15 protein-coding genes and 1 pseudogene are annotated in these 9,730 nt (G+C 70.1%); 3 read left to right on the top strand and 13 right to left on the bottom strand.

Annotated elements, in window-relative coordinates:
* The 9 genes from rpmD to rplN form a co-directional block, all read right to left on the bottom strand.
* Nucleotides 1-180: 50S ribosomal protein L30 (gene rpmD / locus ACIY1X_RS04680; RefSeq protein ID WP_399678388.1), on the bottom strand; the 180-nt coding region annotated here is incomplete at its 3' end.
* 14 nt (nucleotides 181-194) lie between these two features.
* Nucleotides 195-716 (bottom strand): 30S ribosomal protein S5, encoded by a 522-nt coding sequence (gene rpsE / locus ACIY1X_RS04675; RefSeq protein WP_038201972.1) that lies wholly within the window; start codon nucleotides 714-716, stop codon nucleotides 195-197.
* Nucleotides 717-744: 28 nt separating this feature from the next.
* A complete protein-coding gene (gene rplR / locus ACIY1X_RS04670) occupies nucleotides 745-1,110 on the bottom strand; it encodes a 50S ribosomal protein L18 (RefSeq protein WP_038202656.1) in 366 nt (121 codons plus the stop codon).
* Between the two features lie 11 nt (nucleotides 1,111-1,121).
* Nucleotides 1,122-1,655: a 50S ribosomal protein L6 gene (gene rplF / locus ACIY1X_RS04665; protein WP_038201975.1), complete on the bottom strand. Its 534-nt coding sequence runs from the start codon at nucleotides 1,653-1,655 to the stop codon at nucleotides 1,122-1,124.
* A 17-nt stretch (nucleotides 1,656-1,672) separates the two neighbouring features.
* Complete coding sequence (gene rpsH, locus ACIY1X_RS04660; RefSeq protein WP_038201978.1) at nucleotides 1,673-2,068, bottom strand: 30S ribosomal protein S8; 396 nt, start codon at nucleotides 2,066-2,068, stop codon at nucleotides 1,673-1,675.
* 24 nt (nucleotides 2,069-2,092) lie between these two features.
* On the bottom strand, nucleotides 2,093-2,398 hold the full coding sequence (gene rpsN, locus ACIY1X_RS04655; protein ID WP_038201981.1) for a 30S ribosomal protein S14: 306 nt from the start codon (nucleotides 2,396-2,398) through the stop codon (nucleotides 2,093-2,095).
* 10 nt (nucleotides 2,399-2,408) lie between these two features.
* Nucleotides 2,409-2,948: a 50S ribosomal protein L5 gene (gene rplE, locus ACIY1X_RS04650; protein WP_038201985.1), complete on the bottom strand. Its 540-nt coding sequence runs from the start codon at nucleotides 2,946-2,948 to the stop codon at nucleotides 2,409-2,411.
* 20 nt (nucleotides 2,949-2,968) lie between these two features.
* A complete protein-coding gene (gene rplX, locus ACIY1X_RS04645) occupies nucleotides 2,969-3,286 on the bottom strand; it encodes a 50S ribosomal protein L24 (protein ID WP_038201987.1) in 318 nt (105 codons plus the stop codon).
* Nucleotides 3,287-3,299: 13 nt separating this feature from the next.
* Nucleotides 3,300-3,668: a 50S ribosomal protein L14 gene (rplN, locus tag ACIY1X_RS04640; protein WP_038201990.1), complete on the bottom strand. Its 369-nt coding sequence runs from the start codon at nucleotides 3,666-3,668 to the stop codon at nucleotides 3,300-3,302.
* A gap of 247 nt (nucleotides 3,669-3,915) precedes the next feature.
* On the opposite strand from rplN, the gene ACIY1X_RS04635 reads away from it, so the two are divergent.
* Together ACIY1X_RS04635 and proC are read left to right on the top strand one after the other, a co-directional pair.
* Nucleotides 3,916-5,106: an esterase-like activity of phytase family protein gene (locus ACIY1X_RS04635; protein WP_399678382.1), complete on the top strand. Its 1,191-nt coding sequence runs from the start codon at nucleotides 3,916-3,918 to the stop codon at nucleotides 5,104-5,106.
* Nucleotides 5,103-5,939, top strand: a complete 837-nt coding sequence (gene proC / locus ACIY1X_RS04630) for a pyrroline-5-carboxylate reductase (protein WP_399678379.1) — start codon at nucleotides 5,103-5,105, stop codon at nucleotides 5,937-5,939. Before ACIY1X_RS04635 ends, proC begins: the two co-directional genes overlap by 4 nt.
* On the opposite strand, the gene ubiA is transcribed toward proC, so the two are convergent.
* The 3 genes from ubiA to ACIY1X_RS04615 form a co-directional block, all read right to left on the bottom strand.
* Nucleotides 5,924-6,811, bottom strand: coding sequence for a 4-hydroxybenzoate octaprenyltransferase (ubiA, locus tag ACIY1X_RS04625; RefSeq protein ID WP_399678376.1), 888 nt, complete (start codon nucleotides 6,809-6,811; stop codon nucleotides 5,924-5,926). The genes proC and ubiA overlap by 16 nt on opposite strands.
* A gap of 147 nt (nucleotides 6,812-6,958) precedes the next feature.
* Nucleotides 6,959-7,570 (bottom strand): Dps family protein, encoded by a 612-nt coding sequence (locus ACIY1X_RS04620; RefSeq protein ID WP_084216826.1) that lies wholly within the window; start codon nucleotides 7,568-7,570, stop codon nucleotides 6,959-6,961.
* A 151-nt stretch (nucleotides 7,571-7,721) separates the two neighbouring features.
* Entirely contained in the window at nucleotides 7,722-8,681 is a 960-nt protein-coding gene (locus ACIY1X_RS04615) for a LysR substrate-binding domain-containing protein (RefSeq protein ID WP_038202000.1), read from the bottom strand.
* A gap of 262 nt (nucleotides 8,682-8,943) precedes the next feature.
* On the opposite strand from ACIY1X_RS04615, the gene ACIY1X_RS04610 reads away from it, so the two are divergent.
* Nucleotides 8,944-9,423, top strand: a complete 480-nt coding sequence (locus tag ACIY1X_RS04610; RefSeq protein ID WP_399678373.1) for a hypothetical protein — start codon at nucleotides 8,944-8,946, stop codon at nucleotides 9,421-9,423.
* On the opposite strand, the pseudogene ACIY1X_RS04605 reads toward ACIY1X_RS04610, so the two are convergent.
* Nucleotides 9,413-9,730 (bottom strand): annotated as a pseudogene (locus ACIY1X_RS04605) (ATP-dependent DNA helicase RecG); the annotation flags it as partial. The gene ACIY1X_RS04610 and the pseudogene ACIY1X_RS04605 sit on opposite strands and share 11 nt — an antisense overlap.

Here is a 9,730-nt window from a genome sequence, read left to right as displayed (position 1 = left end):
CACCTTCACCAGGTAGGCGATCTTGTTGATCATGCCGCGCACGGCGGGCGTGTCCTGCAGCTCGCTCACACTGTTGAGCTTGCGCAGGCCCAGGCCGCGCACCGTGGCACGGTGCGATTCCTTCGTGCCGATGGGGCTGCGGACCAGCTGGACCTTCACGGTCTGTTGTTGCGTCGTCATCGCGTTCTCTCCGATCAGGCGCTGAAGACTTCTTCCACCGTCAGCCCGCGCTTGGCAGCGACTTCAGCCGGGGTGGTGGAGTTCTTGAGCGCGTCCAGGGTCGCGCGGACCATGTTGTACGGATTGGACGAGCCGTGGCTCTTGGCCACGACGTCGGTGATGCCCATCACCTCGAACACGGCACGCATCGGGCCGCCGGCGATGATGCCGGTCCCCTTGGGGGCCGGGGACATCATCACCTTGGAGGCGCCGTGGTGGCCGGTCACTTCATGGTGCAGGGTGCCGTTCTTGATCGACACCTTCAGCATGTTGCGGCGGGCTTCTTCCATCGCCTTCTGCACAGCGGAAGGCACTTCCTTGGACTTGCCCTTGCCCATGCCGACGCGGCCGTCGCCGTCGCCGACCACCGTCAGCGCCGCGAAGCCCAGGATCCGACCACCCTTCACCACCTTGGTGACGCGGTTGATCGAGATCATCTTCTCGCGCAGACCGTCCTCGGGACCCTCGGCGCTCGTTCTTGCCTGAATCTTTGCCATCTTGAATTCCTGATTCGTGCGCGTTCGCTTAGAACTGCAGCCCGGCTTCGCGGGCGGCTTCGGCCAGCGCCTTCACGCGACCGTGGTAGGCGAAGCCCGCACGGTCGAAGGCGACCTTCTCGACGCCGGCGGCCTTGGCGCGCTCGGCGATGCGCTTGCCGATGATCGTGGCGGCAGCGGCGTTGCCGCCCTTGCCGGCACCACCGAGCGAGCTGCGCACTTCGGCTTCGGCGGTGGAGGCCGTGGCCAGCACCTTGGAGCCGTCGCCGGAGATCACGGTGGCGTAGATGTGCAGGTTGGTGCGGTTCACCGTCAGACGCGCGACGCCTTGCGTGGCAATGCGGATGCGGGTCTGGCGGGCGCGGCGCAGGCGCTGTTCCTTTTTGGTCAACATCATGCGGCCTCTTACTTCTTCTTGGTTTCCTTGATCACGATCCGCTCATCTGCATAGCGGATGCCCTTGCCCTTGTAGGGCTCGGGCGGACGGATCGCGCGGATCTCGGCAGCCACCTGGCCGACGCGCTGGCGGTCGGCACCCTTGATGACGATTTCCGTCGGGGCAGGGGTGGCCACGGTGATGCCCGCAGGCATCTCCTTGTTGACGGGGTGCGAGAAGCCGACCGACAGGTTCAGCTTGCTGCCCTGGGCCTGGGCCTTGTAGCCCACGCCGACCAGCGTCAGCTTCTTCTCGAAGCCCTTGCTCACGCCCACGACCATGTTGTTGACCAGCTGGCGCACGGTGCCGCTCATCGCGTTGGCTTCGCGCGACTCGTTCGCCGGCTCGAAGCTGAGCTGGCCGTCCTTGCTGGTCACCTTCACCAGCGCGTTGGCGGCGATGGACAGCTGGCCGCCCGCGCCCTTCACGCTGATCTGGTCTTCCTTGATCGACACGTCCACGCCTTGCGGGACGGCGACCGGCATTTTTCCGACTCGGGACATTGTTCAGTTCCTCCGCATCAGGCGACGTAGCACAGCACTTCGCCGCCCACGCCGGTGGCGCGCGCCTTGCGGTCGGTCATCACGCCCTTGGGGGTGGTGACGATGGCCACGCCCAAGCCGTTCTGGACCTTGGGGATCGCGGTCGCGCCCTTGTACACGCGCAGGCCGGGGCGGCTCACGCGTTCGATGCGCTCGATCACCGGGCGGCCGGCGTAGTACTTCAGCGAGATTTCGAGTTCGCTCTTGCCGGCTTCGGTCTTGACCTGGAAGCCGTCGATGTAGCCCTCGTCCTTCAGCACCTGGGCGATCGCGACCTTCACCTTGGAAGACGGGACCGACACGGTGGGCTTCGCGACCATCTGCGCATTGCGGATGCGCGTCAGCAGGTCGGCGATGGGATCACTCATGCTCATGTTTCTTGCTCCTGCCTGCGCGTCTTACCAGCTGGCCTTGGTCACGCCGGGGATGTCGCCGGCGAAGGCCAGTTCGCGGACCTTGGCGCGGCCCAGGCCGAACTGGCGGAAGGTGCCGCGCGGACGGCCGGTGATTTCGCAGCGGTTGCGCTGGCGCGTCGGGTTGGCGTTGCGCGGCAGCTTCTGCAGCGCCAGGCGCGCGGCAGCGCGCTCCTCGTCGCTCTTCTTGGCGTCACCGGCGATCGCCTTCAGTTCTTCATGCTTCTTCGCGTACTTGGCGACCAGCTTGTCGCGCTTGAGTTCGCGCTGGATCAAAGCAACTTTTGCCACAGGGTCACCTTTAGTTCTTGAAGGGGAAACGGAAGCCCTGCAGCAGCGCCTTGGCTTCTTCGTCGGACTTGGCGGTCGTCGTGATGCTGATGTTCAGGCCACGCAGCGCATCCACCTTGTCGTACTCGATCTCGGGGAAGATGATCTGTTCCTTGACGCCGATGTTGTAGTTGCCGCGGCCGTCGAAGGCGCGGCCGCTGATGCCGCGGAAGTCACGCACGCGGGGCAGCGCCACGGTGACGAAGCGGTCCAGGAACTCGTACATCTTCACGCCGCGCAGGGTGACCATGCAGCCGATGGCCTGGCCTTCGCGGATCTTGAAGCCGGCGATGGCCTTGCGGGCCTTCGTCACCACCGGCTTCTGGCCGGCGATCTTGGTCAGGTCGGCGACGGCGTTGTCCATCACCTTCTTGTCGGCCACGGCCTCGCTCACGCCCATGTTCAGCGTGATCTTGGTCAGGCGCGGGACCTGCATCGGCGACTTGTAGCCGAACTTCTCGGTCAGTTCTTTCGCGATCTTCTCGCGGTAGTGTTGTTGCAGTCGGGCCATGATGTCCTCTTCCTCGCGGCTTAGGCAGCCTTGATCTGTTCGCCGCTGGACTTGAACACGCGCACGCGCTTGCCGTCCACGAGCTTGATGCCCACGCGATCGGCCTTGCCGGTCGCGGCGTTGAAGATCGCCACGTTGGATTGGTGGATCGGCATGGCCTTCTCGACGATGCCGCCGGTCGTGCCCTTCATCGGGTTCGGCTTGGCATGCTTCTTGACGAGGTTGACGCCCTCGATCACGACATGGCTCTCGCCGGCGCGCAGCGACACGGTGCCGCGCTTACCCTTGTCGCGACCCGCGATCACGATGACCTGGTCGCCCTTGCGAATCTTGTTCATGGCGCGTGTGTCCTTACAGAACTTCGGGAGCCAGCGAGACGATCTTCATGAACTTCTCGGTGCGCAGCTCGCGCGTGACCGGTCCGAAGATGCGGGTGCCGATCGGCTCCAGCTTGGCGTTGAGCAGCACGGCGGCGTTGCCGTCGAACTTGACGAGCGAGCCGTCGCCGCGGCGAATGCCCTTGGCGGTGCGCACCACCACGGCGTTGTAGATCTCGCCCTTCTTGACGCGGCCGCGCGGGGCCGCTTCCTTGACGCTGACCTTGATGATGTCGCCGACGCTGGCGTAACGACGCTTGGAGCCGCCGAGCACCTTGATGCACAGGACGGACTTCGCACCCGTGTTGTCGGCCACGTCGAGCCGGGATTCAGTCTGGATCATTGTGAGTAGTTCCCAACTTGTACCGACACGGCCACCAAAAGGCCTTGCCGGTCAGTCTTGGGCCCGTCGTCGGCGCGCCGGTCCGAAGAACCTAGGCACACCTTCGCATGGGCGAAAGTTTCCGCTTTGAAAGCGAAGCCCGCGATTGTGGCACGCGCCGAAAGGGCTGTCAACGCCCTGCCCACGGCCCGCCTGTCGGGCAGCCACGGGGGCGGCGTCACGGCGGCTGTTTAGACTGCCCGCCGCCATGACGCGCCCCTCCGCCGCTCCGGCTCCCGCGGCTGGCCGCCCGATCTCCCGCCGGACCCTGCTGCGCCGGACCGCGGCGCTGGCCGCCGCGCCCTGGATGGCCGCCTGCGACAGCCCGGCGCAAGCGCCCGCCGCGGCAGGCCCCGCCCGGCTGGCGCTGCTGGGCGAGGCCCGCTGGCCCCATGCCCTGCCCTTCGGCGGCACCACGGTCGGCGGACGCTCGGGCGCCGACTTCGACGCCCGCACCGGCGAGTACCTGCTGCTGAGCGACGACCGCGCCGACCGCGGCCCGGTGCGCTTCTATACGGCCGAGTGGCCCGACCAAGCCCCGGCGCCGCGCCTGACGGACGTGGTGCCGCTGCAACAGGCCGGCGGCACGCCGTGGCCGAACCGCCGCCGGGCGCCGCCCGGCGTGCCGGTGGCGGACCCGGAGGCGCTGCGGCTGCGCCCCGGCACCGGCACGCTCCTGTGGAGCACCGAGGGCGACGTCGCCCGCGGCTTCGGCCCGGCGCTCTACGAATCGGCGCGCGACGGCCGGCTGCTGCGCGAGTTCGCGCTGCCGGCGATGTTCCGGCCCGACCCGTCCGGCGGGCGCGGCCCGCGCGACAACGAGGGCTTCGAGGGCCTGGCGACCACGCCCGACGGCCGTTTCGCCTGGCTGGCGATGGAAGGCGCGCTGGTGCAGGACGGCCCGCTGCCCACCGTGGACGACGCCGGCGGCCCCTGCCGCTTCACCCGGGTCGACCTGGCCGGCGGCCGGGCGGTGCGCCAGATCGCCTACGTGCCGGACGCCGTCCCGCTGCGCCCCGCCGTGCCCGACACCTATGCGGACAACGGCGTGAGCGAGGCGCTGATGATCGACGCGCGCCGCATGCTGGTGCTGGAGCGCGCCTGGGCCCTGGGCCGCGGCAACTCGCTGCGCCTGTACGAGATCGACACCCGCGCGGGCAGCGACACGCTGGCGCTGGACACGCTGCGCCCGGGCAACCACCGCCCCGCGCCCAAGCGGCTGCTGGCCGACTTCGCCCGGCTCGGCCTGGCGCGCCTGGACAACACCGAGGCCCTGTGCTGGGGCCCGCCCCTGCCCGACGGCCGCCGGCGCCTGCTGGCGGTCAGCGACGACAATTTCAATCCGACGCAGATCACCCAGTTCGCCGTCTTCGCCTTCACGGACCCGCCCTCACCATGACCACCTCCCCCACCCTGCCCCCGGTCGCCTTCATCGGCGGCGGCAACATGGCCAGCGCCATCCTCGGCGGCCTGCTGCGCGCCGGCATGCCGGCCGCCTCCTTCGAGATCGTCGAGCCCTGGGACGAGGCGCGCGAGCGCCTGCAGCGCGACTTCGGCATCGCCGCTCGGCCCGCGCCTACCGAGGCGCTGGCGCGCTGCGGCGTGTTCGTGTGGGCGGTCAAGCCGCAGGTCTTCGGCGAGGCGGCGCGCGCCGCGCAGCCCTTCGCCGCCCATGCGCTGCACCTGAGCGTGGCGGCGGGCATCCCCTCGCAGAGCATCGCCGCCTGGCTGGGCACCGAGCGCATCGTGCGCGCCATGCCCAACACGCCGGCCCTGGTGGGCCAGGGCATGACCGGGCTGTTCGCCCGCGCCGCGGCCGGCGAGGCCGACCGGACCGCCGTCGAGCAACTGCTCGCGCCCACCGGCCAGCGCCTGTGGGTGCAGGACGAGGCGCTGCTCGACGCCGTGACGGCGATGTCCGGCTCCGGGCCGGCCTACGTGTTCTTCTTCATCGAGGCGATGGCCGAGGCCGGCGCCGAGATGGGCCTGCCGCCCGAAGACGCGCTGCGCCTGGCGGTGGGCACCTTCACCGGCGCCTCGGCGCTGGCGGCGGCGTCGAGCGAGCCGCCGGCCGTGCTGCGCGAGCGCGTCACCTCCAAGGGCGGAACGACGTACGCCGCCATCACCTCGATGCAGGCGGCGGACGTGAAAGAGAAGTTCAAGGCCGCGATCCGCGCCGCGCAGCGCCGGGCCGGCGAACTGGCGGCGGAGTTCGGTCAGCCCAGCGCGTAGGCTGCGGCCACGCCGGCGAAGACGGCGAAGCCCACCCAGTGGTTGAGGCGGAAGGCCTTGAAGCAGCCTTCGCGCGTGCGCTGCCGGATCAGCATCCAGTGCCACGCCGCCTGCGCCGCCGCCGCGGCCAGGCCGGCGTAGTAGAGCGCCCCCAGTCCGAGCCGCGCGCCGGCCCAGGCCCACATGGCGATGAACAGGGCGTAGCTCGCCATCACCGCCGCCACGTCGAAGCGGCCGAAGGTGATGGCCGAGGTCTTCATGCCGATGCGCAGGTCGTCGTCGCGGTCGACCATCGCGTATTCGGTGTCGTAGGCCAGCACCCAGAACAGGTTGCCGGCCAGCAGCCACCAGGCCAGCCACGGCACTTGGCCGGTGACGGCCGAGAAGGCCATCGGGATGCCGAAGCTGAAGGCCACGCCCAGCACCGCCTGCGGCACCGAGACGATGCGCTTGGCGAAGGGATAGGCCAGCGCCACCGCCAGCGCCGCGAAGGACCAGAGGACGGTCGGCCCGTTGGTGGTGAGCACCAGCGCGAAGGCCGCCAGCGCCAGCGCGGCGCCCAGGGCCAGCGCCTCCTTCACCGACACCTCGCCGGTGGTGACGGGCCGCCGCGCGGTGCGCTTGACGTGGCGGTCGAAGTCGCGGTCGGCCACGTCGTTGACGCAGCAGCCGGCGCTGCGCATGAGGATGGTGCCGAGCACGAAGACGATCACCAGGTGCCAGCCCGGGAAGCCGCCGGCCGCGAACCACAGCGCGCTGAGCGAGGGCCACAGCAGCAGCAGCCAGCCGGCGGGCCGGTCCCAGCGGATCAGGTCCAGGTAGACGGCAAGCCGCCCGCGCGGGGCGGGCGGCTGGAGGGCACCGGTACTCATCGCAATCTCTCCATCGTCCGATTGTCTTCGGAAGGCCGCGGAGCAGGCCATGCCAGCGACCGCCGCGGAGCCGGCTTTGCCGGGCCGCTGACGGTGCCCCCTTGCAGGGGGTTGCCGAAGCGGAACGAAGTCCGCGCAGGCTGGGGGTTATTCCTCAAGTAACGAACGCAGCATCCATGCGGTCTGGTCGTGCACCGAGCAGCGCGCGGTCAGCATGTCGGCAGTCGGGTCGTCGCCGGCCTCCTCGGCCACCGGGATGAACTCGCGCGCGATGCGCGACACCGTCTCGTGGCCCTTGACCAGGATGCGCACCATCTCCATCGCCTTGGGCGGCGTGGCCGGCACGTCGGGCACGGTGGCGATCTTGCTGAACTCGGCGTACGAGCCGGGCGCGTAGTGGCCCAGGGCGCGGATGCGCTCGGCGATCACGTCGGTGGAGTTCCACAGCTCGGTGTACTGCTCCATGAACATGGCGTGCAGCGAGTTGAAGTGCGGGCCCGTCACGTTCCAGTGGAAGTTGTGCGTGGTCAGGTACAGCGTGTAGGTGTCGGCCAGCACGCGCGACAGGCCTTCGGCGATGGCGGCGCGGTCCTTGCGGTCGATGCCGATGTTGATGATCGGCGCGGCGCGGCTGCCACCCGACTCGGGCGCCACGCGCTCGCCGCCCTTGGCGGGCACGGTGCCCTTGGCGGCCGCCGGCGCGGCGGCCACGGCGGAAAGGCTCTTGCTGTTCTTGCTGGGCTTGGAGGACTTGGCCATGTCGGTGTTCCTTGGTTGCTGTCGGGAAAGAGAGGGGTCTCGCTGCCGAATCTAGGCGCCGCGGGGCGGCTTCGCAAGGCACGACACTCTATCGCGTCGATGCAGCTTCATCATCGCCTGCCGCGTAGGCCGCCGCCGCAAGACGCCCGCCTCAGGACAGCCGTTTGACCCCGGGCAACTCGCACGCATAGATCGCGTTGCGCAGCGCGGCGATCGCCTCGTAGCGCGTGAAGCTGCGCCGCCACGCCAGCACCACGCGGCGCGAGGGCGGCTCGCCGCCGGTGTCGCGCACCGGCAGGTAGCGCACGATGGGCGCCGCGTCCTTGGCGCGGCTGCGGGGCTTGAGCGCCTCGGCCGGCACCGACAGGCGCGGCACCAGCGTCACGCCCATGCCGGCCGCCACCATGTGCTTGATGGTCTCCAGCGAGGAGCCCTCGAAGCTCTTGCGGATGCCCTCGGCGTTGCTGGAGAAGCGCGCGAACTCGGGGCACACCTCCAGCACGTGGTCGCGGAAGCAGTGGCCGGTGCCCAGCAGCAGCATGGTCTCGTTCTTCAGCTCGTCGGAGCTGACCGACTCGCGCGCGGCCAGCGGGTGCGAGACGGGCACGGCGGCCATGAAGGGCTCGTCGTACAGCGGCGCGATGGCCAGGCCGGTGTCGGGGAAGGGCTCGGCGATGATGGCGCAGTCGATGTCGCCCGAGCGCAGCTGCTCCAGCAGCTTGACGGTGAAGTTCTCCTGCAGCACCAGCGGCATCTGCGGCGTGCGGGCGATGTTCTGGCGCACCAGGTCGGGCAGCAGGTAGGGGCCGATGGTGTAGATCACACCCAGGTTCAGCGGGCCGGCCAGCGGGTCCTTGCCGCGCTTGGCGATCTCCTTGATGGTGGCGGCCTGGTCGAGCACGGTCTGCGCCTGCTGCACGATCTGCTCGCCCAGCGGGGTGACGGTCACCTCGCCGGCGCTGCGCTCGAAGAGCTTGACCTCCAGTTCCTCTTCCAGCTTCTTGATCGCCACCGAGAGCGTGGGCTGCGAGACGAAGCACGCCTCCGCCGCCTTGCCGAAATGGCGCTCGCGGGCGACCGCGACGATGTATTTCAGTTCGGTCAGGGTCATAGCTTGCGTCAATTATGCGCGGCGGGCGCCCACCGCGGCGGGGCTGCCGGCCGCCGGCGCCTCCAGCGGCCGCATCGACGACTTTCGTGTTACGGCGTTACGTAACACGAAGGGCCTCATGGTCCGTAACGAGCGGTCCCTGCCGGCATCGGCCAGGACCGGCACGGCTGAAAAAGACCAATGGCCACAAGCCCTTGACGCATGCGGCCGGCGCGCGTGCGATGGCCGCGGCGCCCGGCATGCATGTTGCCCCTGAGCAGCCATGAAGCACGCCGCACCTCCGCCCTCCTCCCCGAGCATCCCGGCCGCCGCCTGGGCCCCGCCCGACTTCGAAGGCGCCTGGCCCGAGGTCGAGGAGATCAGCAGCGACTCGATGCCGTTGCAGGGCGAGTCGGACTTCGAGCGCTGGAACCGCCTGACGGACAGCTATGCGCGCATGTGCGCCCGGGCCATGGCCTACCGCCGCGTGCCCGCGGCGCGCATGAACCGGGTGGCGGCCGATCTGGAGGTGCTGGCGGCCCGCTTCCAGGTCGACACGCCGCTGCCCTGGCCGAGCCTGTCGGCAGCCAGGCGGCCCCTCGCGCCGAAGCCCGCCGCCGCCCTGCGCTGGCGCGCCGGGCTGCAGCGCCTGGCCGCCTGGTGGCATGCGCTGGGCGCCGCGGCGGCGCCGGCGCACCCGGCCCCCGGCCGGCGGCAGCCCCTGTCCGGCCGAGCCGGCCGGCCGCGCCTGCTCAGGCCTTGAGGTACTCGGCCCGGGTGCCGAGCCAGCGGTCCACGTGGCGCCGCGCCAGCTCGGGGTGGCCGTCGAGCAGCCGCGGCGCCAGTTCGCGCGCCCAGTCCAGCAGCCGGCCGTCGGTGGCCAGGTCGGCAAAGCGCAACAGAGGGGCGCCGGACTGCCGGGCGCCGAGGAACTCGCCGGGGCCGCGAATCTCCAGGTCGCGCCGCGCGATCTCGAAGCCGTCGGCGGTCTCCACCATCGCCTTCAGCCGCGCGCGCGCCGCCTCGCCGACGCGGCCGCTGTCGCCGGTGGCGTAGAGCAGCACGCAGGC

Origin of the sequence: Xenophilus sp. (assembly GCF_044462705.1) — a bacterium.
In the GTDB taxonomy this organism is placed as follows: domain Bacteria; phylum Pseudomonadota; class Gammaproteobacteria; order Burkholderiales; family Burkholderiaceae_C; genus Xenophilus; species Xenophilus azovorans.
Note: the sequence above shows the minus strand (reverse complement) of the source record. Positions and strands in the feature narration are given on the sequence as shown.

What these genes read in the sequence shown, in the direction of transcription:
- ACIY1X_RS04610 (WP_399678373.1), top strand. Translation starts at nt 8,944, where the DNA reads ATGAAGCACGCCGCACCTCCGCCCTCCTCCCCGAGCATCCCGGCCGCC.
- ubiA (WP_399678376.1), bottom strand. Translation starts at nt 6,811, where the DNA reads ATGAGTACCGGTGCCCTCCAGCCGCCCGCCCCGCGCGGGCGGCTTGCC.
- ACIY1X_RS04635 (WP_399678382.1), top strand. Translation starts at nt 3,916, where the DNA reads ATGACGCGCCCCTCCGCCGCTCCGGCTCCCGCGGCTGGCCGCCCGATC.
- rplE (WP_038201985.1), bottom strand. Translation starts at nt 2,948, where the DNA reads ATGGCCCGACTGCAACAACACTACCGCGAGAAGATCGCGAAAGAACTG.
- ACIY1X_RS04620 (WP_084216826.1), bottom strand. Translation starts at nt 7,570, where the DNA reads ATGGCCAAGTCCTCCAAGCCCAGCAAGAACAGCAAGAGCCTTTCCGCC.
- rpsH (WP_038201978.1), bottom strand. Translation starts at nt 2,068, where the DNA reads ATGAGCATGAGTGATCCCATCGCCGACCTGCTGACGCGCATCCGCAAT.
- ACIY1X_RS04615 (WP_038202000.1), bottom strand. Translation starts at nt 8,681, where the DNA reads ATGACCCTGACCGAACTGAAATACATCGTCGCGGTCGCCCGCGAGCGC.
- proC (WP_399678379.1), top strand. Translation starts at nt 5,103, where the DNA reads ATGACCACCTCCCCCACCCTGCCCCCGGTCGCCTTCATCGGCGGCGGC.
- rplR (WP_038202656.1), bottom strand. Translation starts at nt 1,110, where the DNA reads ATGTTGACCAAAAAGGAACAGCGCCTGCGCCGCGCCCGCCAGACCCGC.
- rplX (WP_038201987.1), bottom strand. Translation starts at nt 3,286, where the DNA reads ATGAACAAGATTCGCAAGGGCGACCAGGTCATCGTGATCGCGGGTCGC.
- rplF (WP_038201975.1), bottom strand. Translation starts at nt 1,655, where the DNA reads ATGTCCCGAGTCGGAAAAATGCCGGTCGCCGTCCCGCAAGGCGTGGAC.
- rpsE (WP_038201972.1), bottom strand. Translation starts at nt 716, where the DNA reads ATGGCAAAGATTCAGGCAAGAACGAGCGCCGAGGGTCCCGAGGACGGT.
- rplN (WP_038201990.1), bottom strand. Translation starts at nt 3,668, where the DNA reads ATGATCCAGACTGAATCCCGGCTCGACGTGGCCGACAACACGGGTGCG.